We start from the raw sequence: 26,687 nt of genomic DNA on the forward strand, positions 1-26,687 counted from the left end.
GGTGCAGGCGCCGGCCGACCTGCTGGTGCGCGACGGCCACGGCCTCGACATCCCCGGCTTCAAGGGCAGCATTCCGCCGATGGGCCTGCCGGCCCACATCCGCGCCAAGATCGCCGAGTACTGGCGCGACCCGATCGCCAACAGCAAGGTGATCCCTTCGATGATCGAACACCTGTTGCCGGTGAGCCGTTTCCACCGCAGCGGCCAGGCGCTGGCCACGCAGGTCCGCTTCGTCGACGAGCGCGAAGGCGGCAAGGCGCTGTTCACACTGCTACAATCCGCGCGGCGTTACGGCGAGCTGAAGGCCGAGTTGAGCCAAGCGCAGCGAATGTTGCTCAAGCACCTGGCGCTGAACCAGATGCTGCTGGTGACGGCGCCGCAGGAGGTGGCTCAGGCTCAGGCCCGGGCTCAGCCCAGCCTCGTCTGAGGCGGTCCGGTCCGGGGCCGGGGGCGGCGGGCAAGTGCTTGGCTGCCGCCGCCTGCCAGCCCCACATTCAAGGAGCATCATGAAGCAGAACCATCGTTGTGCCATCGCGCCCGACCCGCTGCGGCCGGTTGCGGCCGGGCGCGGTCGTTTGGCGGGAGACTGAATGTCCGCCGATCCGACCCTGTTGCCGGCCGACTGGCTGGGCGGCGCGCGGCCGCCACGCACGCTCAGCTGGTATCGCCACAGCCTGCACTATCTGCTGCTGGTCGGCCTGCCGTTGCTGCTGCTGGCGCTGCTGCTCTACCTGGGCGCCGGCCTGGCGCGCGCACCCACCGCCACCGCCACCGCCACCGCCACCGCCACCAATGCCACCGCCACCAATGCCGGGGCCGCCGCCGCTGCGGCCGCCCCGGCGGCGCTGTGGCCGTCGCCGCCCCCGCTGCTGCTGATGCTGATCCAGATCGGCCTGGTGCTCGCCTCGGCCCGCCTGGTGGGCGCCCTGTTCCGCCGCCTGGGCCAGCCCCAGGTGGTGGGCGAGATGATCGCCGGCCTGATGCTGGGGCCGTCCGTGCTGGGCGCGATGATGCCCGAGGTGTCCGCCGCCCTGTTCCCGCCGTCCAGCCTGGCGGCGCTGGGCTCGATCAGCCAGATCGGTCTGCTGGTCTACATGTTCCTGGTGGGGCTGGAGTTCGACGCCGGCCTGCTGCGGCGCGACAGCGGCGCGGCGCTGATCGTCAGCCACAGCAGCATCGGCATGCCGCTGTGCCTGGGCGTGGCGCTGGCCTACTGGCTGTTCCCGCGCTTCGCGCCGGCCGGCGTCAGCTTTGCCGGCTTCGCCCTGTTCATGGGCGCGGCGATGAGCGTGACCGCCTTCCCCGTGCTGGCGCGCATCCTGGCCGAAAGCGGCCTGGCCCGCAGCCGGGTCGGCGTGCTGACGTTGGCCTGCGCCGCCGTCGACGACGTCACCGCCTGGACCATCCTGGCGCTGGCGGTGATCGTGGTGCGCGGCTCGGGCGAGCTAGGGGCGATCTGGCCGATGCTGGCCGGCGCGCTGGTGTATCTGACATTCATGTTCGGCGCCGTGCGCCCGCTGCTGCGCCGCCTGGGCGACTTCTGCGCGCGGCGCGGCCGCTTGGGCGACGACTGGTTGGCGCTGGCCTTGCTGCTGGCGCTGGCCTCGGCGGCCGCCACCGAATGGCTCGGCCTGCACGCCCTGTTCGGCGCCTTCATCGCCGGCGTGCTGATGCCGCGCGGGCATGCCCTGAGCGAGGCTCTGCACGCCCGTCTGGAAGGCTTCACCATCGTCCTGCTGCTGCCGCTGTTCTTCGCCCTGGCCGGCCTGAAGACCTCGATCGGCCTGATCGCCGGCTGGGAGTTGACGTTGACCTGCGTGCTGGTGGTGGCGGTGGCCATGGCCGGCAAGCTGGGCGGGGCGACGCTGTCGGCCCGCGTCAGCGGCCTGGGCTGGCGCGACGCCGGCGCCGTCGGCGTGCTGATGAACACCCGCGGCCTGATGGAGCTGGTGATCCTCAACGTGGGACTGGAGATCGGCGCGATTTCGCCGACCCTGTTCACGATGATGGTCATCATGGCGCTGGCCACCACGCTGATGACCAGTCCCCTGTTGCGCCGCCTGCTGCCGGGCGCCACGCCGCCGGCGTGAGCCCGGCCGGTCGGCGGGCGCGCCGGCGCGCCGTCTCAGTTGCCGTCGCCGCGCCAATTCTGCACGTGCTTGAGCACGGCATTGACGGCCCCCGAGCGCAGCGAGGCGGGACGGCTGATCAGGTAAAAGTGACGTTCGACCGGCGTCGGCAGCTTCAGCAAGCGGCAGCGCTGCTGGAAGGGGGCGATGGCCAGCCGGGGCAGGATGGAGAAGCCGGCCCCGGCGTCGACCAGCGCCGCCACGTTGTGCGCGTTGGCCATGCTGCGGAAGGTGTTGTTTTCGAAGCCATGGCTCTTCAACTGCTGCATCACCGAGCGCGAGCAGGTGCTGGCGTGCTGGATGTAGTGCAGTCCGCGCAGCTGCGAGTAGCAGTCGACGTCGCCCTCGAAGCTGGGCGGCAGCAGCAGCATGTAGGGATCGACCATGAAGGGCTTGGAGACGAAGCGCTTGTCGTCGATGTCGCAGGAAATGGCGATGTCGAGCAGGTTGTGCAGCAGGCGCTCGCGGATGCCGTCCTCCTCCTCGGTGTCGTCGAAGACGTCGAACTGGATGTTGGGGTGCTCCAGAAAAACCGCGCTGAGAACCTGGGTCAGCAGGTTGGCGCCGACGCTGCGGAAGCAGCCCAGCCTGACCAGCCCCGACACGTCGTCGCTGGGCTGGCGCATGCCGTCGAGTATTTCCAACAACTGGTGTCCCTTGAGGATGATCTCGATGCTGCCGTCCGCAGGCTGGCAGCCGCTGCGCGAGCGTACCAGTAGTTTGCGGCCGACATATTTTTCTATCGTCGCGATCGCATGGCTGACATTCGATTGGGTGCAACCCAGGATGGCGGCTGCGGCGCTGAAGCTCCCGGTGTCGGAGACTACTTTGAGGATCTGAAAGTGGCTGAGTTTCATATGCGTAGTTGGAGAGATTAAGTTCAGACATTGGCCAATGCGCTCCCGCTCGGGCCGCCGCGCTGCGACGCCCTTGAGGGGGCAAGATAAATCCCATCAAACAGTAAACGCAGAAACTATGGTCGAGCCAGACGGTCACAACTGGCGGCCTGCCCTGCGATTTCTCTGCCTGCCTGGGCGAACATCGCTGTGGACGCGCTTTCGATTTTCCGACCTCCTTTCTTCGTGTTGTTCCGGCAAGGCGTCGACCTCGCCATCCAAGACGATGGATTCGTGGATGTTGGTTCCTTGGGAAATGCGTGGGGAGGGGGCGGGAAGCGCTGCCAACCGCGCCTAAGGCAATCATCCTCCAGGCGAGAAGGGGGAACAACCGAGTTAATTAATTTATACTTTATCTATATCAATAACATTGATGGATAGGAATGCCTTAAGTTTAACTAAAAAGTCGACAATTTGTTAAATTCTATTAAGAAAAATTTGACATTAATCCGAACCGGGCGTGGCGCCGCCGGGAATTGCGCGGACTGGTCCGGTCCGCGCGGCTGGCATGGATGGGGGATGGGGCGGCGCGCCGCGTGGGGGGATGGCGGCGCGTGCCGATGCAGCGGAAAACTACCTGTTGCCGCGGCCTGTTGCCGCGGCCTGTGTCAAACCGGCCAGGCGGCCGAACGGGCTTAGGGCGCCAGCACGATGATGGCGACACGGCGGTTCTCGGCGCGGCCGGCGGCCGTGGCGTTGTCGGCCACCGGGTTGTTCTTGCCGTGGCCGAGGGCGACGATGTCCTCGCGCTGGATGCCGGCCTCGCTCATGGCGTCGGCCACGGCGTTGGCCCGCTGCAACGACAGCTTGTTGTTGTAGGCATCGCTGCCGGCGCCGTCGGTGTGGCCTTCGACGCGCAAATGACCGATGCCGACCGAGCGCAGCGCGGCGCTGACCTTGCCCACCGCCACCCGGCTCGGCCCGTTGAGCTTGTGGGCGTCGAAATCGAACAGCAGCTTCTCGGCGAAGCTCAGTTCCCAGCCCTCGTCGGTCTGGCTGAAGCCGAGCTCCCTGAACATGGCCACCTGGCTGGCGTTGAAGCGCGGCGGCGGCGCCGGCGGCGCGCTCTGGCAGGCGGCCAGGGTCAGCGTGGCCAACAGGGGCAGCAAGGCCGCCCGCAGGACGCGGCGGCGGAATGGGAGGGATGGGCTCATAGACTTATCCTGAAATGGTGTGGGGAAGCTCGGCCAGCTGGCGGGTGCCGCGGCGGCGCTGCTTGGCCTGGTACATCGCCTCGTCGGCGGCCAGCAGCATGGCGGCCGGGTCGGCGCCGTGTTGTGGATACAGCGCAACACCGATGCTGAGGGAGCTGTAAATGTCGTCGCCGGTGGGCAGGCGGATCGGTTGCGCCATGGCGGCGATGATCTGGTCGGCGATGGCCAGCGCGTCGGCGCCGTGGCGCAGCGGACGCAGCAGGATGGCGAACTCGTCGCCGCCCAGCCGGGCCACCAGGTCGTTGCTGCGCAGCAGGGTCTTGATGCGCGCGGCGATGTTGACCAGCACGGCGTCGCCGGCGGCGTGGCCGTGGCGGTCGTTGATCTCCTTGAAGCGGTCGCTGTCGAGGTAGAGCAGGGCCACCAGGCCCTGCTCGGCGGCGGCCTGTTCCAGCGCCTTGGCCAGCTCGCTCTCGAGCAGGGCGCGGTTCGACAGGCCGGTCAGGCTGTCGTGGCTGGCGCGGTGCGACAAGGTGGCGTGTTCCTTCTGCTGGTGTTGTTGCCAGGCTTCGAGCTCGTCGAGCAGGGCGTTGAAGTCGCCGTTGAGCGCGTTCAGTTCGGCGATGCCGGCGTCCGGCACGCGCAGGCCGAAGCTGCGGTCGCAGCGCACGCGGTGCGCCACGCCGGCCAAGTCGCGCAGCGGGCCGGTGATCTCGGCCTGCATGCGGCGTGCCAGCCGCGCCGCCACGGCGATGCTGATGGCCAGGCACAGGCAGACGCAGGCCAGTCCGCTGAGCAGGTACTGCAGCAGGCCGCGGCCCAGCGGCACCAGGCGGATCTGGCCGATGGTCTGGCCGTCGTGCAGGACGGGGAACAGCAGCGGGCTGGGCATCAGCCAGCCGGTCAGGGTTTGCTCCAGCCGGGCGCGGGCGCCGCGCGCGCCGGGCGACCAGCGCGCCAGCGCGCGGCCTTCGATGTTGCTGACCTCCAGCTCGGCGACATCCTCGTGGCCGCCGATCAGCAGCAGCGCCTCCTGCGCCGCCTGGGCGTCGTCGAACACCACGGCGGCCTCCACCGTGTAGCTGAGCGAGCGCGCCACCAGGCGCAGATTCTGTTCCGAGTAGAAGCGCAGCGCGCCCAGGCCGGCGATGGTCAGCGCCAGCCCGGCCAGCGCCACGGCGATGCAGGCGACGCGGCGGTGCGCCTTGGTGAGCACCTGGTCGAGCGAGGGGCGCGGGCTGTGCGCCGGCTGCGGCAGCAACGGCGTCATGGCGTCGCCGCCTTGCGCTTGGCCAGCAGCAGCACGTTCGGATGCACCCGCAGGCCGCTGCGGGCGACGGCGTCGAGGTCGACCTCGAAGGCCAGCTGGTTGTCGCGGAACTTCAGGCAGAACATGCCGCCGGCGGCGCAGTTGGGGTTGGCCTCGCTGATCGACAGGACGGGCCGGCCGATGAGATGGGCCATCAGGCGGTCGCGCTCGAACGCGCCCAGCGCGCCCAGATAGGCGATCTGGCAGGCGCCGGGCATGTCCTCGTGGTCGCCGACGGCGCGGATGGCGCGCAGGTGGCCGCCGCCGGCCGGGTCGAGCAGGGCGTCGGCGTAGCGGGTGTTGCCGAACACACAGACCAGGGTCTGCGGGTGCGGCGCCGGCCAGCGCACATAGCTGTTGATGCCGGCGACGACGCGGGCCACCTCTTGGCCGCGCCTGGCGTCGGCGGTCGGCGTCGACACCTGTGCCGCGCTTTGGGCGCGGGCGGCTGGCGCTGGCATGCCGAGCAGCAACAGCACGGCCAGGCTGAGCGCCGTCAGGCGCGGCGCGGCGGATGGGGCGGCGTCACAGCGCAGTGGGCAAGGTGGCGGGGCAAGGTGGACGGCCATAGGTGGGGCTGGGGATCGCTGGAAAGGGGGACGGCATAGGCGCATATTGGATTATCGGCCAATGTTGATGATTGTTTATAGATGATTCCGAAAAATAAGATCGGCGCCGCCTTGGCGTCCCGCCTTGGCGCCCCGGGGCGGTGCCAAGGCGGCGGCCCGGCAGCGGGACGGCGTGGAAGCGCGCGCCGCATTTGCGGTACTATTTCCCGGACAGCCGAAGTTTCGCCCGCTAGCCTGGAGGATACACGCTATGAACGATACCGAAATTGTGAGCTCACGCCAGTTCGCGGCGGCGCCACCGCAAGTGTTCCGCGCCTTCAGCGACCCGGCCGTCCTGGCGCGCTGGTGGGGGCCGGAGGGCTTCAGCAACACCTTCAAGGTGTTCGACATGCAGCCGGGCGGCCTGTGGCGCTTCGTCATGCACGGGCCGGACGGCGTCAATTATCCCAACGATTGCGAGTTCGTCGTCGTCGACGCGCCGGCGCGCATCGTCTTGCGCCACTTGTCCGGGCCGCAGTTCGAGGCCACCTTCCTGTTCAAGGAGCAGGACGGCGGCACCTGGTTGGACTGGACCATGCGTTTCGATAGCGCCGCCGAGTGCGCCCGCATCAGCAAGCTGGTGGTCGAGGCCAACGAGCAGAACCTGGACCGCCTGCAGCACCAGCTCGACAAGATGGCCTGAGCGGCCGCCCCGGACGGCGCCCGGCGCCCGGCGCGGCCGGTGCCGGCGTCGGCGTCGGCAACCCGGGCCAACGCCGGCTACTAGCGGTCCTCTTGTTCCAGCCAGACCCGGGCCTCGTCCAGCGTCTGTTCGAGCACCCGGCGGACGTTGACCAGCTGGGCCTCCAGCTGGTCGGCGCGGCCCTCGTGGATGGCGCTCTCGGCGTCCAGCGTGGCCTGGATCAGGCGCTTGGCGCCGAGCACGCCGACGGCGCCGCGCAGGCTGTGCAGCAGCCGTCCGGCGTCCTGCGGGCGGCCCTCGCGCAGCGCCAGGTCGGCCTGGTCGACCGGCTCCAGGCCGCCGCCCAGGGCGCCGCGCACCAGCTTGAACATCACCGTGCGGCCTTTCGGGTCCTTGCCCATCACCCGCATCAGGCTGTCCATATTGAAGACGGTGTCGGCCGTGCTGGCCGATACGGCCGGCGGGACGGGCGCGGACACGGGCGCCGACACCGGCATGGGCGCGGCCACGGCCGCGTGGAGCGGCACCGGCATAGGTATCGGCGCGGGCGTTGGCGCGGCGCCGGCCGCCGGCATGGCCTCGGTCGGCGCGCGGTCGGCGTCGGCGGCGGCGCGCATGGTCCGCTGCGTGCCGCCCCGCCGGGCCACCTCCGGCAGGTGGCGCAGGATCACCGCCAGCATCTCCTCGACCTCGATCGGCTTGGGGATGAAGTCGCTGATGCCGGCCTCGACGCAGCGTTCGCGCTCGGCCGTCAGCACCGCCGCCGTCATCGCCACCACCGGCAGCGCCAGGCCCAGCTCCTGGCGCAGGATGCGGGTGGCGCTGAAGCCGTCGAGCACCGGCATCTGCATGTCCATCAACACCAGGTCGTAGCGGCCGGCGTCGACGCGCAACAGGTCGACCGCCTGCTGGCCGTCGCCGACCACGTCGAGCGTGGCGCCGGCGTGTTCGAGGATGCCGCGCGCCACCGCCTGGTTCAGCAGATTGTCCTCGACCAGCAGCAGGTGGGCGCCGCGCAGGCGGTCCGGCGCGCCGCCCTGCTCGACCAGGTGGGCCTCGTCGCGGCCGTCGTGGGTGGCCAGCGCCTGGTGCAGCGCGTCGAACAGGTTGGAGCTGGTGATCGGCTTGACCAGCACGGCGTCGGCCTCGGGCGCGGCGGAGATCGCCGCCAGGTCGCCACGGGCGAAGGCGTTGACCATCACCACGATGGGCTGGCGCGCGCCGGCGGCGGCGCGGCGCAAGGCCTTGGCCGTGGCCAGGCCGTCCATGCCGGGCATGTGCCAGTCGGCCAGCACCGCGTCGTAGCGCTGCGCCCGCGCCAGTTGGGCGCCGACCAGGGCGACGGCGGCCTCGCCGCTGGCGGCTTCGTCGGCGCTCCAGCCCCAGGCGCGGATCAACCGGGCGATCAGTTCGCGGCTGGTGCGGTTGTCGTCGACCACCAGCAGCTTGAGCGGGCCGATGTCGGGCTTGCGGCGCGGCCCGGCCTGCTCGGCCACCACCTCGAAGGGCAGGGTGAACCAGAAGCGCGTGCCTTCGCCGGGCGGGCTGCTGACGGCGATCTGGCCGCCCATCAGCTCGACCAGGTGCTTGGTGATGGCCAGCCCCAGGCCGGTGCCGCCGAAGCGCCGGATGATGCTCTCGTCGCCCTGCGAGAAGGCGGTGAACAATTGGGCCTGCTGCTCGAGGGGGATGCCGATGCCGGTGTCGCGCACCTCGAAGCGCAGCAGCGCGCGCTGGCCCTGGCGCGCGCTGAGCTTGACGCTGACCAGCACCTCGCCCTGCTCGGTGAACTTGATCGCGTTGCCGGCCAGGTTGACCAGGATCTGCTGCAGCCGCAGCGCGTCGCCGCGCAGCCGGCGCGGCGCCGCCGGGTCGACGTCGATGGCCAGCTCAAGCTCCTTGTCGCCGGCGTTCATGGTCATGGTGGTCGCCAGCGCGTCCATGGTCTCGTCGAGCACGAACTCGACCGGCGCCAGCTCCATCCGCCGCGCCTCGATCTTCGAAAAGTCGAGCACGTCGTTGAGGATGCCCATCAGCGACTGGCCGGAGACCCGCACCATGGCCAGGTATTTGCGCTGCTCGCTGGTCAGCGCGGTGTTGCCGAGCAGGTGGACCATGCCCAGCACGGCGTTCATCGGCGTGCGGATCTCGTGGCTCATGTTGGCCACGAAGTCGCTCTTGGCGCGGTTGGCCGCTTCGGCGCGGTCGCGGTCGCGCTCCAGCTCCAGCGCGCGGGCGGCCACCTCCAGCTGCAGGCGGTGGCGCTCGGTGATGTCGGAGATCATCGACAGCGTCTTGGTGCCCTGGTCGGTGCGCACCGCGCTCAGGTTGATCTCCAGCGGGAACTCGCTGCCGTCCTTGCGCAGGCCCCACAGGGTGGCGTCGCGGCCCATGCGCACCGGCTCGGCGCTCAGGCGGGTCGAGAAGAAGCGCTGGCGGTGCACCACGTGGCGCGCCCGCAGCCGCTCCGGCACCAGCGTTTCGAGCGGCTGGCCGAGGATCTCGCTGCGCGCATAGCCGAAATACACCTCGGCCTGGCGGTTGAAGGTTTCGATGCGGCCGTCGCCGTCGATCACCACGATGGCGTTGGGGGCGAACTCGATCAGACCCTGCAGGCGGGCGTCGGTGGCCAGGCGCTCGTGTATCAGGCTGTTGAAGGCCATGGTCAGCTGGCCTACCTCGTCCTGGGTGCGCACCAGCAGCGGCACGTAGCTGCTGGCGTCGGCGCGCAGGCGGACGATGGCGTCGCGCAGGCGCACCAGCGGCGCCAGCAGGTTCGAGGTCAGCCAGCCGATCAGCGCCGCCGTCAGCAGCGCCGCCAGGAAGCTCCACAGCGCCAGCCGCGACAGCAGGCCGTCGAAGGGCTCGAAGGCCTCCTCCACCGGCAGCGAGGCGGCCAGCATCCAGTCGACCGACTTGAGCATCTTGTAGCTGACCAGGGCGCGCAGCTGGCTGCTGTTGGTGCTGTTGGTGCTGATGGTGGTGCCCTCGAAACCTTGGTTGAGCGCCTCGCTGGTGGCCGGGTTGGCGTTGGCCGGGCGCGGCTGCAGCAGGCGCTTCGGGTCCGGGTGCAGCACGTAGACCGGCACGGCGGTGCGGGTCAGGGCGAAGTAGTAGCCGCTCTTGCCGACCTTGGCGGTGCGCAGGTGGCCCAGCAGGCTGTCCTTGTACAGGCGCAGCACGCCGACCAGCACGCAGGCCACCTCGCCCTTGGCGTCGAGCACCGGGGCGACCATCTGCACGATGGGTTGCTTGTTGCCGCGGCCGATCAGCGGCTCGGTGATGAAGGGCTTGCGCTCGCGCATCACGCGCTGGAAGTAGGCGCGGTCGGCGGCGTTGACCAGGGTGCGGCCGGGCTGCTGCGGCAGGTCGGCGACGACCTGGCCGTCGCGGTCGAGGACCAGCAGGTCGTCGAACATGGCCAGCAGCACGCGGTCGCCGAAATGGGCGCGCAGCTTGTCGGCCGAGCCGGTGACGGCCAGCGGCGTGGTGCGGGCCGACAGCGCCAGCACGTCGAGCAGCAGGCCGAGCTTGTCGTCCAGGTCCTGCGCGGTGCGGTTGATCAGCGCGTTCTGCTGGGCGAACAGGACGGTGGTGAAGTCGTCGCACATGCGCTGCATCTGCACCACGGTCACGATGCCTATCATCAGGATCGACGTGACGCTGGTGGCCAAGACGACCTTGGCTTTGATGCCGAGTGGCTTCATGAGTTCCTTGTGTGCGGCGGCCGGCGACGCGCCGGTCGGCTGAAGAATTCTCCTATCAATACGCGGCCTTGGCAAGGAGCAAAGAAGTGCCCGCGCCCGGCCCATGGCGCCGGCTTGCGCCATGCAAGCGGCGGCCCCGGCCGGGCCGGCGCCGGCGGCGGTCGACGCGCCGCGCTAGCACAGGCAATCCGGGCAATTTTGATCTACATCAATAAATTTGGCGGCCCGACTCCTTACACTGGCCGCATATCTTGCTGTATCACAAGAACACCCCCCCAGTCCCGGAGAGACGAGATGCGTAACAATCAACCTGTCACCAATCAAGAAGTCGAGGTCATGGACGACCAAGCGATCGTCTCAAAAACCGATTTGGACGGCAACATCACCTATGTGAACCCGTATTTCACCCACGTCAGCGGCTACAGCGAGGCCGAACTGCTGGGCCAGCCGCAGAACATCCTGCGCCACCCCGACATGCCGGCCGAGGCCTTCGCCGACCTGTGGCGCTCGCTCAAGCACGGTTCGCCGTGGACCGGCCTGGTCAAAAACCGCTGCAAGAACGGCGACTTCTACTGGGTCAAGGCGAACATCACGCCGATCCGCGAGAACGGCCGCACCATCGGCTACATGTCGGTGCGGGTCAAGGCCGAGCGCCAACTGGTGGCCAAGGCCGAGCAGGCCTACCGCGAACTGAAGCGGGCCGGCAGCCGGTTGCGCATCAAGAACGGCCAGATCGACCGGCCCGGACTGGGCAATATGCTGTCGCGCCTGCGCCACGTTTCGCTGGCGCTGCGCATCTGGTTGTGCACCAGCGTGGTCAACACGCTGCAACTGGGCACCTGTCTGGCCGTGCTGCTGGGCCATGACGGCCCCTTGACGGCGACCAACTACGCGATCTTCGGCGCCACCTTCGTCGGCCTGCTGGTCAACGTCTTCCTCTGGTGGACCTTGCGCTCCGGCGTGCTGCAGCCGCTGCACCGGGCCCTGCACGGCGCCCGCGCCATCGCCGCCGGCGACCTGTCGGGCACCTTCGAGACCGAGTCGACCGACGAGGTCGGCCAGCTGCTGCGCGCCCTGCAGCAGATGAACAGCAACCTGATCGCCACCATCCGCGACGTGCGCGTCAACGTCGAGACGATGGCCGTGGCGACCCGCCAGATCGCCGCCGGCAACGCCGACCTGTCCGGCCGCACCGAGGCGCAGGCCGCCAGCCTGGAGGAGACCGCCTCCTCCGTCGAGCAGTTCTCCGCCACCGTCAAGCAGAACGCCGACAACTCGGTGCAGGCCAACGAGCTGGCCCTCAGCGCCTCGCTGGTGGCGGTGCAGGGCGGCGAGATCGTCGCCGACGTCATCGCCACGATGGACGACATCAATTCCTCGTCGAAGAAGATCGTCGACATCATCGCCCTGATCGAGGGCATCGCCTTCCAGACCAACATCCTGGCGTTGAACGCGGCGGTCGAGGCGGCCCGTGCCGGCGAGCAGGGGCGCGGCTTCGCCGTCGTCGCCGGCGAGGTGCGCAACCTGGCCCAGCGCAGCGCCACCGCCGCCAAGGACATCAAGAACCTGATCGACCTGTCGGTCGGCAAGGTCAGCGCCGGCATGGTGCAGGTGCACCGCGCCGGCTCGACCATGCAGCAGGTGGTCAGCTCGGTGCAGCGCGTCACCGCCATCATGCAGGAGATCTCGACCGCCTCGCGCGAGCAGAGCATCGGCGTCGACCAGGTCAACGCCGCCATCGCCCACATGGACAAGGTGACCCAGCAGAACGCCGCCCTGGTCGAGGAGGCCGCCGCCGCCGCCGCCAGCCTGGCCAACGAGGCCGGCGGCCTGACCCAGGCGGTCAGCCTGTTCAAGTTCGGCCGCACCGTGGCGGAATCGCGCGGCCGGCGCGGCGCGCCCGGCGCCGGCGCCAAGGCGCGGCAGCAGCCGGTGGCGCAGAAGCGGCTGGCCGCCTGAGGCCGGGCCGCCGCCCGCCGCCCACCCGCCCCCGCCCGCCCCCACCCGTAACCGCGGTTGCAAGNNNNACCATGCCCACCACCGCCAGCCAGAACGTCGCGTTTTTCCCCTCGGTCCAGTTCGACGCCGACATCATCGGAAAACTCAGCCAATCCGGACCGCGCTACACCTCCTACCCGACCGCCGACCGCTTCCGGCCCGACTTCGGCTACGGCAACTACCTCGAGGCCGTCGCCGGCCTGCGCATGCGCGGCGGCCGCCGCCCGTTGTCCTTGTACCTGCACATCCCCTTCTGCGACACGGTGTGCTACTACTGCGGCTGCAACAAGATCGTCACCAAGGACCGCAGCAAGGCGGCCACCTACCTGAGCTACCTGAAGCAGGAGATCGAGATGCAGGCGCGCCTGTTCGCCGGCATGAACCAGATCGAGCAGTTGCACTTCGGCGGCGGCACGCCGACCTACCTGAGCGACCGCCAGATGGGCGAGTTGATGGCCCACCTGCGCCACCAGTTCGAGTTCGCCGCCGACGACGTCGGCGAGTACTCGATCGAGATCGACCCGCGCACCGTTTCGCGCGAGCGGGTCCACTCGCTGCGCGCGCAGGGCTTCAACCGCATCAGCCTGGGCGTGCAGGACTTCGACCCCGAGGTGCAGAAGGCGGTCAACCGCATCCAGCCCGAGGCCGAGACGGTGGCCATCATCGAGGCGGCGCGGGCGGCCGGCTTCCGCTCGATCAGCATCGACCTGATCTACGGCCTGCCGCTGCAGAACATGACGACGATGGCGCAGACCCTCGACAAGGTCATCCACGCCAGCCCGGACCGTATCGCCCTGTACAACTACGCCCACATGCCGCACCTGTTCAAGCCGCAGCGCCGCATCGACGAGGCCGAGCTGCCGCCGGCCCAGGTCAAGCTGGACATGCTGGCGCTGTGCATCCGCCGCCTGTGCGCCGCCGGCTACGTCTACATCGGCATGGACCATTTCGCCAAGCCGGACGACGACCTGGCCATCGCCCAGCGCCAGGGCCGGCTGCACCGCAACTTCCAGGGCTATTCGACGCGCGCCGAGGCCGATCTGATCTCCTGCGGCGTGTCGGCCATCAGCGCCGTCGGCGCCACCTACTGCCAGAACGAGAAGACGCTGGAGGCCTATTACGAAAAGCTCGACGAGGGCAAGCTGCCGATCGCCCGGGGCATCAAGTTGAACTCCGACGACCTGCTGCGGCGTATCATCATCCAGATGCTGATGTGCAATTTCGAGCTGTCGATCGAGTCGATCGAGCAGGCCTACCCGATCGAATTCCGCAGCTACTTCGCGGCCGAGCTGGAGAAGCTGGCGGCGCTGCAGGCGGACGGTTTGCTCAGCATCGAGCCGGACTGGCTGACCGTCACGCCCAAGGGCCGCTTGCTGATCCGCAATATTTGCATGATTTTCGACCGTTACCTGAGCGAGGCGCGGGAAAACGCGCCGCAGCCCCTGCGCTACTCAAAAACAATTTAAACTATATAAATTAACTAAATCATATAAACGATATATATCGTATAAACGATATAAAACGATATTCAACGATATTCAACGATTCCAAGCCAACATGAGCGGTCTGCAACTTTTGCCAATATTCCTGGTCGGCCTGGCCGGCAGCGTCCACTGCGTCGGCATGTGCGGCGGGATTGTCGGCGCCCTGTCGGCGGCCTCGCGGCCCCGGCCCCGGCCCCAGTCCAGGCCCGGGCCGCAGCCGGTGATCGCCATCGCGCTGGCGGCGCCGTCGCCGGCCTCCCCCGCCGGAGCGCCGGCGGTCGCCCCGGCGGACCGGCTGGCCCGGGTGTTGGCCTACAACGGCGGCCGCATCGGCAGCTACATGCTGTCCGGCGCGTTGGCCGGCGGCCTGGCCGGCGGCGCGCAGAGCCTGGCCCGCCTGGCCGGCCTGCAGATCGGCTTCTATTGGCTGGCCAACCTGATGCTGGTGGCGCTCGGCCTGTACCTGATGGACGCCTGGCGCGGCCTGGCCCGGCTGGAGGCGGCCGGCCAGCCGGTCTGGCGCCGCGTCCAGCCGCTGCTGGCGCCGCTGCTGCCGATGGACAGCGCGGCCAAGGCGCTGGCGCTGGGCGGCCTGTGGGGCTGGCTGCCCTGCGGCATGGTCTACAGCGTGCTGCTGACGGCCATGCTGAGCGGCTCGGCCGCTGCCGGCGCCGCCGTCATGCTGGCCTTCGGCCTGGGCACCCTGCCGATGCTGCTCGGCCTCGGCCTGCTCGGCGCCCGCCTGCGCGAAACGCTGCGGCGGCGCGCCGTGCGCATCGCCGGCGGCCTGCTGGTGTTGTCCTTCGGTCTGCTCGGCCTGGCGCGCGCCGCCAACGGCCTGTCGCTGGGCTGGATCGACGCGCTGTGCCTGACGGGCCACCCATGAGCGCCAAGCCGGACAGCCCGGCCGGCGCCGCCGCGCCCGCCGCCGGCCCGGCATTGGCCTGCTACCACTGCGGCCTGCCGGTGCCGGCCAGGTCGAACTGGCGCGTAAGCATCGCCGGCCAGTCGCAGCCGATGTGCTGCCCCGGTTGCGAGGCGGTGGCGCAGACCATCGTCGAGTTGGGCCAGGACGACTACTACCGCACCCGTTCGGCCTTCGCCGTCAGCGCCGAGGGCGCCCAGCTGGTGCCGCCCGAGCTGCAACTGTACGACAACGCCGACCCCCGCTTCGCCCTCGACGAGGACAGCCGCGAGACCACCCTGGCGGTCGAGGGCATCCGCTGCGCCGCCTGCGTCTGGCTGATCGAGCGGCGCCTGGCCCGCCTGCCCGGCGTGCGCAGCGCCCAGCTCAACGTCGCCACCGAGCGCCTCTACGTCTGCTGGAACCCGGCCGATTGCCGGCCCGGCGACATCCTCGCCGCCCTGCACGCCATCGGCTACGCCGCCTACCCCTACGACGCGGCGCGCCACAGCGAGCAGCTGCGCCGCGCCGGCAAGACCCTGGGCCGCCAGCTGTTCGTCGCCGGCCTGGCGATGATGCAGGTGATGATGTACGTGGCGCCGGCCTACCTGGCCGAGTCCGGCACCCTGGACGACGACATGGCCAGCCTGCTGCGCTGGGCCAGCCTGCTGCTGACCCTGCCGGCCGTCCTCTACTCGGCCCAGCCCTTCCTGCGCGGCGCCTGGGCCAGCCTGCGCGCCCGCGCGCTGGGCATGGACGTGCCGGTGGCGCTGGGCATCGTCGCCGCCTTCGGCGCCAGCCTGGTGGCCACCTGGCGCGGCCACGGCGAGGTGTATTTCGACTCGGTGACGATGTTCATCTTCCTGCTGCTGGCCAGCCGCTATCTGGAACTGCTGGCGCGCCGCAAGGCCGCCGGCGCGTTGGAAAAACTGCAGCACGCCCTGCCCGCCGCCGCCACCAAACTGGCCGACTGGCCGGCCAGCCGCGCCGGCGCCGTGGTGCCGGCCGCCGCGCTGGCGGCCGGCGATTTCATCCTGGTCAAGCCGGGCGAGGCGGTGGCGGCCGACTGCGCCATCGTCGACGGCCGGACCGCGCTCGACCTGTCGCTGCTCAGCGGCGAGAGCGCGCCGCAGCGCCGTGGCGTCGGCGACGAGGTGCCCGGCGGCGCCATCAACGCCAGCGCCGCCGTGGTGGCGCGGGTGCTGCGGCCGAGCCGCGACAGCACCTTGTCCGACCTGGTCCGCCTGATCGACCGCGCCGGCCAGGACAAGCCGCGCATCGCCCAGTGGGCCGACCGCGTCGCCGCCTGGTTCGTCGGCGCGCTGCTGCTGTTCGCCGCCGCCACCTTCGTCTTCTGGCGCTGGTACGCGCCCGAGCTGGCCTGGCCGGTGGCCATCGCCGTGCTGGTGGTGTCCTGCCCCTGCGCGCTGTCGCTGGCGACGCCGAGCGCGCTGGCCGCCGCCATCGACCGCCTGCTGCGCCGTGGCGTGCTGGTGGTCGGCCCGCACACCCTGGAAACCCTGCACCGCGCCAGCCACATCGTGTTCGACAAGACCGGCACGCTGACCCTGGGCCGGCCGCAGTTGCAGGACACCGCCCTGCTCGGCCCGATGCGGCGCGAGCACTGCCTGCGCCTGGCCGCCGCGCTGGAGGCCGACAGCGCCCATCCGCTGGCGCGCGCCCTGCGCGCCGCCGCGCCGGCCGAGGAGCCGCTGCAGCCGGCCTACTGGTGGCAGGCGGAGAAGATGGTCGAAGTGCCCGGCCAGGGCCTGGAGGGCTGGCTGCACGGCCGCCAATACCGCCTGGGCAGCGCCAGCTTCGTCGCCGGCCTGAGCGGCGCGGCGGCCGAACCGGAGCACGCCGTGCCGGACGGCATGACGCCGGTCTACCTGGGCGGCGCCGGCGACTGGCTGGCCTGCTTCCATCTGCAGGACGGCCTGCGGCCGGACGCCGCCGCCACCGTCGACTACTTCCGCCGCGCCGGCAAGAACATCGTCCTGCTCAGCGGCGACCAGCACGCCCTGACCGCGCAGGTCGGCGCCCGCCTCGGCATCGCCGAGGCGTCCGGCGGCTACCTGCCGGAACAAAAGCTGGCTTATGTGCAGCGCCTGCAGCAACAGGGCGCCGTGGTGGCGATGGTCGGCGACGGCATCAACGACGCCGCCGTGCTCAGCGCCGCCGACGTCTCCTTCGCCATGGGCTCGGGCGCCGCGCTGGCCCAGGCCCACGCCGACGCCGTGCTGCTGTCGGGCCGGCTGGCCTCGGTGGCCGACACGGCGCGCACGGCGGCCAAGGCGATGCGGGTGATCCGGCAGAACCTGGCCTGGGCCACCGTGTACAATCTGCTGGCGATCCCGGCCGCCGCGCTGGGCTACCTCAATCCCTGGCTGTCCGGCGTCGGCATGGCGCTCAGCTCCGCCGTCGTGGTGGCCAACGCAATGCGCCTGCGGCGCGACTGAACCGCCATGGAAGCTCTTTTTCTGCTCGTCCCCCTGTCCGTCATCATGGTCTTCGTCGCCCTGTGGGTGTTTTTCAGCGCCTCCGACGGCGGCCAGTTCGACGACCTGGTCGGCCCCGGCATGCGCGTGCTGCAGGACGACGATTCGAGCCCGCCCGCCGCCCCGGCCGGCCCGGTTGACGCGGCGCAGCAAAATGGTGATTCCACGCATTAATTCAATCAGGCAATTTTGATCTGAATCAAAGTTTTTGAAGGTTCGAACCCGTATTCTGTGATTTACATCATCGAAGTAATCTCGGGAGAGAATCAAGTGGATCAAGCACTGAACTACAACTACAAAATCGTGAAGCAATTCGCGATCGCAACGGTAGTCTGGGGCATCATCGGCATGCTGGTCGGCGTCATCATCGCCGCCCAACTGGCGTGGCCTGCCCTGAACCTGGACATACCCTGGCTGACCTACGGACGGCTGCGTCCGCTGCACACCAACGCCGTCATCTTCGCCTTCGGCATCTGTGGCCTGTTCGCCACCTCCTACTACGTCGTGCAGCGCACCTGCCAGGTGCGGCTGTTCTCCGACAAGCTGGCCGCCTTCACCTTCTGGGGCTGGCAGGCGGTGATCCTGAGCGCCGTCGTCACCCTGCCGCTGGGCTACACCCGCGGCAAGGAGTACGCCGAGCTGGAATGGCCGATCAGCATCCTGATCGCCGTCGTCTGGATCGCCTACGCCATCGTCTTCTTCGGCACCCTGCTCAAGCGCAAGGTCAAGCACATCTACGTCGCCAACTGGTTCTTCGCCGGCTACATCCTGGCCGTGACCATCCTCCACGTGGTCAACGGCGCCAGCATGCCGGCCTCGCTGTTCAAGTCCTACTCGGCCTACTCGGGCGTGCAGGACGCCATGATCCAGTGGTGGTACGGCCACAACGCGGTCGGCTTCATCCTCACCGCCGGCTACCTGGGCATGGTCTACTACTTCATCCCCAAGCAGGCCGAGCGGCCGGTGTACTCCTACCGCCTGTCGATCGTCCACTTCTGGGCGCTGATCTTCACCTACATGTGGGCCGGTCCGCACCACCTGCACTACACCGCTCTGCCCGACTGGACCCAGTCGCTGGGCATGGTCTTCTCGCTGATCCTGTTGGCGCCGTCGTGGGGCGGCATGATCAACGGCATCATGACCCTGTCGGGCGCCTGGCACAAGCTGCGCACCGACCCGATCCTGAAGTTCATGATCGTCTCGCTGTCGTTCTACGGCATCGCCACCTTCGAAGGTCCGATGATGTCGATCAAGACCGTCAACGCCCTGTCGCACTACACCGACTGGAGCATCGCCCATGTCCACGGCGGCGCCCTGGGTTGGGTCGGCTTCATCACCATGGGCTCGATCTACTACCTGCTGCCGCGCATGGCCGGCGACACCAAGATGTGGAGCACCAAGCTGATCGACGTGCACTTCTGGGTCGCCACCATCGGCATCGTGCTGTACATCGCCGCGATGTGGATCGCCGGCGTGATGCAGGGCCTGATGTGGCGCGCGGTCAACCCCGACGGCACCCTGACCTACACCTTCGTCGAAGGCGTCAAGGCCACCTATCCCTACTACGTGGTGCGGGTCGCCGGCGGCCTGCTGTACCTGACCGGCATGTGCCTGATGGGCTACAACACCTACATGACGCTGCGCAACCGCGCCACCGTGACGGCCCGCATTCCCGCGCTGGCGGCGGCTCACGCCTAAACCCTGGAGCTGACGATGAAATTTACCCATGAATGGATTGAAAAGAACCCCTGGCTGCTGATCGCCCTGGTGACCGTGGTGGTCAGCATCGGCGGCGCGGTCGAGATCATCCCGCTGTTCTTCCAGAAGTCGACCACCGAGCCGGTGGCCGGCCTGAAACCCTACTCGCCGCTGCGCCTGGCCGGCCGCGACATCTACGTGCGCGAAGGCTGCTACAACTGCCACTCGCAGATGGTGCGGCCGTTCCGCGCCGAGACCGAGCGTTACGGCCACTACTCGGTGGCCGGCGAGTTCGTCTACGACCGGCCGTTCCAGTGGGGTTCCAAGCGCACCGGGCCGGACCTGGCGCGCGTCGGCGGCCGCTACAGCGACGAATGGCACAAGACCCACTTGAACAATCCGCGCGACGTGGTGCCCGAGTCGAACATGCCGAACTACCCCTGGTTGTCGACCACCAAGCTGGTGCCGCAGGAGATCGTGCCGAAGATGCGCGCGCTGCGCCGCCTGGGCGATCCGTACAGCGAGGCCGAGATCGCCGCCGCGCCCGAGGCGCTCAAGGACAAGACCGAAGAAGACGCCCTGATCGCCTACCTGCAAGGCCTGGGCACATTAATCAAAACGAGGAACTAGCATGGTTATCGACAACCTGTTCGACCGCGCCAGCAGCGTGATGACGGTGATTTCCTTCATCACCTTCATCGGCATCATGTGGTGGGCCTTCTCCCGCCGTAACACGGACAATTTCGCCGAGGCGGCGCAACTGCCCTTCGCCGACGAGGAGACCCCCCATGTCTGATTTCACCAGCGGTTTCTGGAACATCTACATCGTCGTGCTGACCATGCTCGGCGTGTTCGGCTGCGGCATCCTGCTGTACGCCCAGTCGAAGCACAAGCTGCAGCCTGGCGAGTCGGCCGCGCCCGGCGCGCCGGTGGGCACCACCGGCCACGTCTGGGACGAGGACCTGACCGAGCTGAACACGCCGATGCCGCGCTGGTGGATGTGGTTGTTCTACATCACCATCGTGTTCGGCCTGGCCTATCTGTTCCTGTACCCGGGCCTGGGCACCTACGCCGGCAGCCTGGGTTGGAAATCGACAGGCGAGTACCAGGCCGAGCTGAAAAAGGCCGACGCCGACTACGGCCCGCTGTTCAGCCAGTACCTGAAGCAGGACCTGAAAGCGGTGGCCGCCGATCCCAAGGCCCACGCCATGGGCGAGCGCCTGTTCCTGACCTACTGCGCGCAGTGCCACGGCTCCGACGCGCGCGGCAACAAGGGCTTCCCCAACCTGACCGACAAGGACTGGTTGCACGGCGGCGCGCCCGACGTCATCAAGACCACGATCATGCACGGCCGCAACGGCGTGATGCCGAGCATGGCCGCCGCGCTGGGCAGCGACGCGGACGTCGAGAACGTCGCCCAATACGTGCTGAGCCTGTCCGGTTCGACTTCCGACCCGATCAAGGCGGTGTTCGGCAAGGCCAAGTTCGGCGCCTGCATGGCCTGCCACGGCGCCGACGCCAAGGGCAACCAGGCGCTGGGCTCGCCCAACCTGACCGACAAGGTGTGGCTCTACGGCGGCAGCGCCGAGACCATCATGGAAACCATCCGCAAGGGTCGCAACAACACCATGCCGGCCTTCTCGGACTTCCTCGGCGAGGGCAAGGTGCATGTGCTGGCCGCCTACGTGTGGAGCTTGTCGAACGAGGTCAACCAATCTGCCGCCGCCGCCGCCAAGCCCGCCGGACAGCAGTAAGAAGAGCAGTATCTGAGCGATGAACGCACCACAACCACAAGTCATCAAGATGTACGCCGCCCGCGAGGAGATTTATCCGCGCGAGACCAAGGGACGCTACGCCAACATCCGTTGGCTGTGCGTCTGGCTGACCCAGCTCGCGTTCTACGGGCTGGCTTGGCTGAGCTGGAACGGACGGCAGGCCCTGCTGTTCGACCTGGCCGCCCGCAAGTTCTATATTTTCGGCCTGGTGCTGTGGCCGCAGGACTTCATTTACCTGGCCGCCCTGCTGATCATCAGCGCCTACCTGTTGTTCCTGGCGACGGCGATGGCGGGGCGGGTCTGGTGCGGCTTCGCCTGCCCGCAAACGGTGTACACCGAGATGTTCTTGTGGATCGAACGCAAAATCGAGGGCAAGCGCAGCGCGCGCATGGCGCTCGACAAGCAGGGACCGTCCGCCGCCAAGTATCTCAAGAAGACCGCCAAGCACCTGGCCTGGGGCGCGCTGGCGCTGTGGACCGGCTTCACCTTCGTCGGCTATTTCACTCCGATCAAGACGCTGGCGCACGAGGTGCAGACGCTCAACTTCGGTCCCTGGGAATGGTTCTGGGTGCTGTTCTACAGCTTCGCCACCTACGGCAACGCCGGCTGGATGCGCGAGCAGGTGTGCAAGTACATGTGCCCCTACGCCCGCTTCCAGAGCTCGATGTTCGACCGCGACACCCTCATCATCACCTACGACGGCAAGCGCGGCGAACCGCGCGGCGCCCGCCGCCGCGACGAGGAGGCCAACGCCAAGCTGGGCTCCTGCATCGACTGCACCATGTGCGTGCAGGTCTGCCCGACCGGCATCGACATCCGCGAGGGCCTGCAATACGAGTGCATCGGCTGCGCCGCCTGCATCGACGCCTGCAACGACGTGATGGACAAGGTCGGCCAGCCGCGCGGCCTGATCCGCTACAGCACCGACCACGCCATGGCCGAGAACTACACGACGGCGCAGATCCGCGCCCACGCGCTGCGCCCGCGCGTGCTGATCTACACCGCCATCCTCGGCCTGATCGTGGCCGCCGTCTGCACCGCGCTGTGGTTCCGCATGCCGCTCAAGCTCGACGTGATCCGCGACCGCGGCACCCTGGGCCGCGAGGTCGAGGACGGCATGATCGAGAACGTCTACCGCTTGCAGATCATGAACACCACCGAGCAGCCGCACACCTACCGCATCACGGTCAAGGGTTTGGCCACATTGACCCAGTTGACCGGCGACACCGTCAAGGTGGCGGCGACCGAAACGCTGGCCTATCCGATCCGCCTGCGCACCGCGCACGGCGTCGGCCAAAAGGGTTCGAACAAGATCGACATCGAACTGGTGTCGATCGACGACCCCAGCCTGCACGTACGTGAACACGCGGTCTTCTTTGTGCCGCGTTAAGGAGAGCAAGATGCCTGAAGTGATTCCGATCAACGCCCGCGCCGACTCGGCCGCGCCCTGGTGGCGCCACCGCTGGCCCTGGCTGCTGATGGCCGGCCCCGCCTTCGTGGTGGTGGCCGGCAGCTACACCGGCTACCTGGCCTACCAGGGCCAGGACGCGCTGGTGGTGGGCGACTACTACAAGCAGGGCAAGGCGATCAACCAAGACCTGCGGCGCGACCGCGCCGCCAGCGCCCTGGGGCTCAAGCTGGCGCTGCGCTACGCCGCCGGCGACGGCCTGCTGAGCGGCCGCATCGGCGGCGCCGGGCAGGCCGTGCCCGGCCGCCTGCTGTTGCAGCTGTCGCACGCCACCCAGCCGGAGAAGGACGTGCAACTGGCGATCCAGCCGGACGCCGACGGCGTCTTCAGCGTGCCGCTGCCGATGCTCGAACGCAGCCGCTGGATCGTCCAGGTGGAAAGCGAAAAACGCGACTGGCGCCTGGCCGGCACCTGGAGCTGGCCGGCCCAGCACGAGATCCTGCTGCAGGCCGACCCGCAGCTGGCGCCGGCCGAGTAGGCCGCCGCCGCGCCGCCGCCGCGCCGCTGTTGTGCCGATCGCGCGGTGGCCGCGACAAGTGCGAATCCGCATTGGATGAGGCGGTCACCGGCCATCCTCGCCTATAGGTTCATCGCCTATCGGGCCTTACATTTGCCACGGCCGGGGGTTTGACAATGCACCCGTCAACGGGTATATTCGAGTGGCAGTCCTACAGCCCCTATAGTTCAGTGTCAATGCGCTCAGCAGCAAGCAAATTTGACAGTCTATGGGATAAGCCAAGGGGGCTGTTTTACGTTTACCTCTGCCTTTCCTCCATTTATATTCCAGCAACCTGCAATTTATTTCTTTGCCCCTGCCGGCAATCCATCCGGAATCACATCGTCGATGTGCACGCTTCCAAAGAAATCTGAACGGATCGGCACCACCAATTGGTAAGTGATATTTGGGTAGTCACCCATTGGGCCAAAGCCCAAGTGGATGCGTGAGCCATCGGCGGCGGCACCGGCCACCGCCGCATCGGAACAGCCTGCCTCCAGCCAGTCGATGTACTGTTGCCCCGTAAATTGGTCCTTGATAACCCTGCTGTTGTAGCCGTGGCGAGGCTTCAAATCCACATTGGCTGGGCAAAGGTAATCTGCTCGTTTCCAGAGGCCAACCAGCAGTTGCTGTAGGTCGGCCTGTTGCTGTGACGTCAGCTTTACCGCATTGCTGATAGTTACCTTCTCCAGTTTTCCACTTGCTTGGACGCGCGCAACATATTCGCCGAGCACGCGCAGCGCCACCGTCGTCATTGGCATATGAATTTACTCAGCTGAAAGGATGAAGCTTACCCAATAACCACGGCCTGTGCGGCTTGCCGACCGCCGCTCGCCACACCTAGCCGCAGGTCTGCGTGCCGGCCGTGATGGCTTTCAGCCTGGCCGGATTGAGCAGCTCGATTTCGCGGTTGCTGACGCGCAGCAGGCCTTCCTTTTTGAACTTCGACAACAACCGGCTGATGCTCTCGATGGTCAGCCCCAGGTAGTTGCCGATCTCCTCGCGCGACATGCGCAGCTGGAAGCTGTTGGGCGAGTAGCCGCGCGCCTCGTAGCGCGACGACAGGTTGACGATGAAGGCGGCGAAGCGCTGGGTCGCCTGCATATTGCCCAGCAATAGCATCACGCCCTGCTCGCGGGTGATCTCCTGGCTCATCATGCGGTGGAAATGGCGCAACAGGGCCGGCATGTCGACCAGCAGTTGCTGCAGGCTGGCGAAGGGGATCTCGCACACCTCGCTGTCCTCCAGCGCGATGGCGTTGCAGTGGTGGCGGTCGGTCGAGATGGCGTCCATGCCGAGCAGCTCGCCGGCCATCTGGAAGCCGGTGATCTGTTCGGCGCCGTCCGGGTTCAGCTGGTAGGTCTTGAAGTGGCCCAGGCGGATCGCGTACAGGCTGCCGAACGGGGCGCCGATGCGGAACAAGGTGCCGCCCCTGGCCACCTTGCGGCGCCGGCCGATGATCCGGTCGAGCCGGTCCATGTCGGCCATGTCCAGTCCCATGGGCAGGCACAGCTGGTGCATGCTGCAGGTGGCGCAGCGCGCGCGCAAATGCTCCAGCGTGGCGCCGGGCGGGGTCGGGGCGGGGAGGGCTTGGTTCATCTGGCCAGTGTAGCCTATTTGCCCCGCCGGACCGCCTATGCCGCAGTCAGGCAATCAAGTATTAATGCTTTAAAGAATGTAAATCAAGTGCGATGAACGATGTCGTTCCCGCCATTTTTTCGCGACCGCCGCCGGGGTTCAATCGCAGCCCGCCGTCAGCGGCCGCAGCGAGCCCACCGCGTAGCCCTGGGCGTAGTCCAGCCCCAGCTCGCGCACCATCGCCAGGGTCGGGCCGTCCTCGACGTACTCGGCGACGGTGCGGATGCCCATCACGTGGCCGACCTCGTTGATCGCCTTGACCAGCGCCCGGTTGATGGCGTTGTTGGCGATGTCGCGGATGAAGATGCCGTCGATCTTGAGGAAGTCCACCGGCAGCGCCTTCAGGTAGGCGAACGAGGACAGGCCGCTGCCGAAGTCGTCCAGCGAGAAGCGGCAGCCGAGCAGCTTCAGGCGCTCCATGAAGCTCTGCGCCTTGGGCAGGTTGGCGATCACCGCCGTCTCGGTGATCTCGAAGCAGACCTGCTCGGGGGCCACGGTGTAGCGGCCGAACTGTTCGAGGATGTAGTCGTGCAGGCCCTCGTCGCTCAGCGAGGTGCCCGACAGGTTGATCGAGTACTGCGCCGGCAGCGACTGGTGGCTGGCGATGAAGGCCTGCTCCGTGTTGAGGCTGTCGCGCACCGTGTGGATGTGGTGGCAGACGGCGCGGATCACCCAGCGGTCGATCGCCGTCATCATGTCGTAGCGCTCGGCGGCGGGGATGAAGGCGCCGGGCAGCACCAGCTCGCCCTTGGGGTTTTGGATGCGGATCAGCACCTCGTCGTGGCACTCGGGGTGGCTGTTCAGGCTGACGATGGGCTGGGCGTACAGGCGGAACAGGCGGCACTCGAAGGCCTCCTTGAGGCGCGACACCCACATCATCTCGCCGTGGCGCTGGGCCAGCCGCTGGTCCGACTCCTGGTACAGGTGGACGCGGTTGCGGCCGCGCTCCTTCGACAGGTAGCAGGCCTGGTCGGCGGCGATCAGCAGCTCGCTCATCGACTTGCTGTTGTGGTTGATCTCGACCACGCCGACGCTGGCGCCCAACTGGAAGGCGTGGCTGTCCCAGACGAAGCGGAAATCCTTGATGGATTGGCGCAGCTGGTCGGCGATCAGCATGGCGCGCTCGGGCGGGCAGTGCGGCAGCAGCACGCCCAGCTCGTCGCCGCCGAGGCGGGCCAGGATGTCGCTGTCGCGCATCTGCGTCTGCAGCATTTTGGCCAGCAGTTGCAGCAGCAGGTCGCCGGCGCCGTGGCCGCAGGTGTCGTTGACCACCTTGAACTGGTCCAGGTCCATGTAGAGCAACGCGTGCACATGGCCCTCGTGCTTGGCGCTGTGCAGGGCGGCGGCCACCTGGCGCTCGAACTCGTGGCGGTTGATCAGGCCGGTCAGCGCGTCGTGGCTGGCGTTCCACGACAGCTGCTTGCTCAGCTTGCGCTCGTGGCTGACGTCGCGGAACACCACCACGGCGCCGAGCAGTTGGCCGTCGTCCGACCAGATCGGCGCGGCCGACTCCTCGACGGCGACATGGCGGCCGTCGCGCGTGACCAGTTGCAACCGGCTGCCGACGGCGGTGTCGATCGCCTGGCACAGGCGCAGGCACTGGCGGGCGATGTGCTCGGGCGTGGCATGGCCGTTCTCGTCGACCAGACGCAGCGTCGTTTCGATGTCGCAACTGGCCGCCTGCTCCTTGCTCCAGCCGGTCAATTGTTCGGCGACGCGGTTGAGGTACTGGGTGCGGCCTTGCTGGTCGGTGGTGATGACGCCCTCGCCGATCGAGCGCAGGGTGATTTCCGCCAGTTCGCGCTGGCGCATCGTGCGCTGCTCGTCCGCCTTGCGCCGAGTGATGTCGCCGACCAGGCCCAGCGTGCCGACGGGCTCGCCCTGATAGTCGCAGAACACACTGGCCTGGGCGGACAGCCAGTGCACGCTGCCGTCCTGCCACAGCACCCGGTATTCGACGCCGTAGCCGCTGCGGCGGTCGACGCCGTCCTGCATTGCCGCCAGCAGGGTATCGCGGTCGTCGGCGTGGACCAGGTCGAGAAAACTGGCGAACGGTTGCACCAGCGGCGCCGCAGGCAGTCCCAGCAGCGCGGCGCCGGCGCCATCCCAATTGACGCTGCTGTCGATGACCATGCCATTGCTGAGTGTGGAATCCCAGATCGCCATCTGCGCCGCGTCGAGTGCCAATTGCCCCCTGTGTCAGGATAGTTGTCGCGTCATCTGATTTCTCGTAATCGTACAGGGGGCGGAGCAAAGACGGGCAGTGAAACACTATTCAGCAG

General features: G+C 68.0%; 22 protein-coding genes. 14 read left to right on the top strand and 8 right to left on the bottom strand.

Annotation, left to right across the window (positions count from 1 at the left end; genetic code table 11):
• Both H7U20_RS05210 and H7U20_RS05215 read left to right on the top strand, forming a co-directional pair.
• On the top strand, window positions 1-427 hold a 427-nt coding region (locus H7U20_RS05210; protein ID WP_199518551.1), incomplete at its 5' end, for a hypothetical protein.
• Window positions 428-590: 163 nt separating this feature from the next.
• Entirely contained in the window at window positions 591-2,090 is a 1,500-nt protein-coding gene (locus H7U20_RS05215; RefSeq protein WP_199518552.1) for a cation:proton antiporter, read from the top strand.
• Window positions 2,091-2,125: 35 nt separating this feature from the next.
• On the opposite strand, the gene H7U20_RS05220 is transcribed toward H7U20_RS05215, so the two are convergent.
• The 4 genes from H7U20_RS05220 to H7U20_RS05235 all read right to left on the bottom strand — a co-directional run bounded on the left by H7U20_RS05220 (window position 2,126) and on the right by H7U20_RS05235 (window position 6,057).
• Window positions 2,126-2,986, bottom strand: coding sequence for a LysR family transcriptional regulator (locus tag H7U20_RS05220; RefSeq protein WP_199518553.1), 861 nt, complete (start codon window positions 2,984-2,986; stop codon window positions 2,126-2,128).
• 674 nt (window positions 2,987-3,660) lie between these two features.
• Window positions 3,661-4,179: an OmpA family protein gene (locus H7U20_RS05225; protein WP_199518554.1), complete on the bottom strand. Its 519-nt coding sequence runs from the start codon at window positions 4,177-4,179 to the stop codon at window positions 3,661-3,663.
• 4 nt (window positions 4,180-4,183) lie between these two features.
• Entirely contained in the window at window positions 4,184-5,449 is a 1,266-nt protein-coding gene (locus tag H7U20_RS05230; RefSeq protein ID WP_199518555.1) for a diguanylate cyclase domain-containing protein, read from the bottom strand.
• On the bottom strand, window positions 5,446-6,057 hold the full coding sequence (locus tag H7U20_RS05235) for a YfiR family protein (protein WP_199518556.1): 612 nt from the start codon (window positions 6,055-6,057) through the stop codon (window positions 5,446-5,448). Before H7U20_RS05235 ends, H7U20_RS05230 begins: the two co-directional genes overlap by 4 nt.
• Before the next feature lie 250 nt (window positions 6,058-6,307).
• On the opposite strand from H7U20_RS05235, the gene H7U20_RS05240 reads away from it, so the two are divergent.
• Window positions 6,308-6,739, top strand: coding sequence for an SRPBCC family protein (locus H7U20_RS05240; RefSeq protein WP_199518557.1), 432 nt, complete (start codon window positions 6,308-6,310; stop codon window positions 6,737-6,739).
• A gap of 80 nt (window positions 6,740-6,819) precedes the next feature.
• Here H7U20_RS05240 and H7U20_RS05245 read toward each other — a convergent pair whose 3' ends face one another.
• The gene (locus H7U20_RS05245) at window positions 6,820-10,446 is read right to left on the bottom strand and encodes a response regulator (protein ID WP_199518558.1); all 3,627 of its coding nucleotides are present in this window, start codon (window positions 10,444-10,446) and stop codon (window positions 6,820-6,822) included.
• 294 nt (window positions 10,447-10,740) lie between these two features.
• On the opposite strand from H7U20_RS05245, the gene H7U20_RS05250 reads away from it, so the two are divergent.
• The 11 genes from H7U20_RS05250 (at window position 10,741) to H7U20_RS05300 (ending at window position 22,749) form a co-directional block, all read left to right on the top strand.
• Window positions 10,741-12,405 carry a methyl-accepting chemotaxis protein gene (locus H7U20_RS05250; RefSeq protein ID WP_199518559.1) on the top strand — a complete coding sequence of 555 codons (1,665 nt, stop codon included), beginning with the start codon at window positions 10,741-10,743 and terminating at the stop codon, window positions 12,403-12,405.
• Window positions 12,406-12,476: 71 nt separating this feature from the next.
• Complete coding sequence (gene hemN / locus H7U20_RS05255) at window positions 12,477-13,910, top strand: oxygen-independent coproporphyrinogen III oxidase (protein ID WP_199518560.1); 1,434 nt, start codon at window positions 12,477-12,479, stop codon at window positions 13,908-13,910.
• A 91-nt stretch (window positions 13,911-14,001) separates the two neighbouring features.
• Window positions 14,002-14,814 (top strand): sulfite exporter TauE/SafE family protein, encoded by an 813-nt coding sequence (locus tag H7U20_RS05260; protein WP_199518561.1) that lies wholly within the window; start codon window positions 14,002-14,004, stop codon window positions 14,812-14,814.
• A complete protein-coding gene (locus tag H7U20_RS05265) occupies window positions 14,811-17,291 on the top strand; it encodes a heavy metal translocating P-type ATPase (RefSeq protein WP_199518562.1) in 2,481 nt (826 codons plus the stop codon). Before H7U20_RS05260 ends, H7U20_RS05265 begins: the two co-directional genes overlap by 4 nt.
• A 6-nt stretch (window positions 17,292-17,297) precedes the next feature.
• On the top strand, window positions 17,298-17,504 hold the full coding sequence (gene ccoS, locus H7U20_RS05270) for a cbb3-type cytochrome oxidase assembly protein CcoS (protein WP_199518563.1): 207 nt from the start codon (window positions 17,298-17,300) through the stop codon (window positions 17,502-17,504).
• Window positions 17,505-17,600: 96 nt separating this feature from the next.
• Entirely contained in the window at window positions 17,601-19,028 is a 1,428-nt protein-coding gene (ccoN, locus tag H7U20_RS05275) for a cytochrome-c oxidase, cbb3-type subunit I (protein ID WP_199518564.1), read from the top strand.
• Between the two features lie 15 nt (window positions 19,029-19,043).
• Window positions 19,044-19,658, top strand: coding sequence for a cytochrome-c oxidase, cbb3-type subunit II (gene ccoO, locus H7U20_RS05280; protein WP_199518565.1), 615 nt, complete (start codon window positions 19,044-19,046; stop codon window positions 19,656-19,658).
• Between the two features lies 1 nt (window position 19,659).
• A complete protein-coding gene (locus H7U20_RS05285; protein WP_199518566.1) occupies window positions 19,660-19,824 on the top strand; it encodes a cbb3-type cytochrome oxidase subunit 3 in 165 nt (54 codons plus the stop codon).
• Window positions 19,817-20,782 carry a cytochrome-c oxidase, cbb3-type subunit III gene (gene ccoP / locus H7U20_RS05290; protein ID WP_199518567.1) on the top strand — a complete coding sequence of 322 codons (966 nt, stop codon included), beginning with the start codon at window positions 19,817-19,819 and terminating at the stop codon, window positions 20,780-20,782. The genes H7U20_RS05285 and ccoP overlap by 8 nt, the downstream gene beginning before the upstream one ends.
• Before the next feature lie 19 nt (window positions 20,783-20,801).
• A complete protein-coding gene (gene ccoG / locus H7U20_RS05295; protein ID WP_199518568.1) occupies window positions 20,802-22,193 on the top strand; it encodes a cytochrome c oxidase accessory protein CcoG in 1,392 nt (463 codons plus the stop codon).
• Between the two features lie 10 nt (window positions 22,194-22,203).
• Window positions 22,204-22,749 carry a FixH family protein gene (locus H7U20_RS05300; protein WP_199518569.1) on the top strand — a complete coding sequence of 182 codons (546 nt, stop codon included), beginning with the start codon at window positions 22,204-22,206 and terminating at the stop codon, window positions 22,747-22,749.
• A gap of 320 nt (window positions 22,750-23,069) precedes the next feature.
• Here H7U20_RS05300 and H7U20_RS05305 read toward each other — a convergent pair whose 3' ends face one another.
• From H7U20_RS05305 to H7U20_RS05315, 3 genes are all read right to left on the bottom strand, one after another.
• Window positions 23,070-23,528, bottom strand: coding sequence for a hypothetical protein (locus H7U20_RS05305; protein WP_199518570.1), 459 nt, complete (start codon window positions 23,526-23,528; stop codon window positions 23,070-23,072).
• A gap of 79 nt (window positions 23,529-23,607) precedes the next feature.
• Window positions 23,608-24,366 (bottom strand): fumarate/nitrate reduction transcriptional regulator Fnr, encoded by a 759-nt coding sequence (gene fnr, locus H7U20_RS05310; protein WP_199518571.1) that lies wholly within the window; start codon window positions 24,364-24,366, stop codon window positions 23,608-23,610.
• Between the two features lie 138 nt (window positions 24,367-24,504).
• Entirely contained in the window at window positions 24,505-26,592 is a 2,088-nt protein-coding gene (locus H7U20_RS05315; protein WP_233410513.1) for an EAL domain-containing protein, read from the bottom strand.
• Window positions 26,593-26,687 lie beyond the last annotated feature (95 nt).

The organism is Rugamonas violacea (genome assembly GCF_016461825.1).
In the GTDB taxonomy this organism is placed as follows: domain Bacteria; phylum Pseudomonadota; class Gammaproteobacteria; order Burkholderiales; family Burkholderiaceae_D; genus Rugamonas.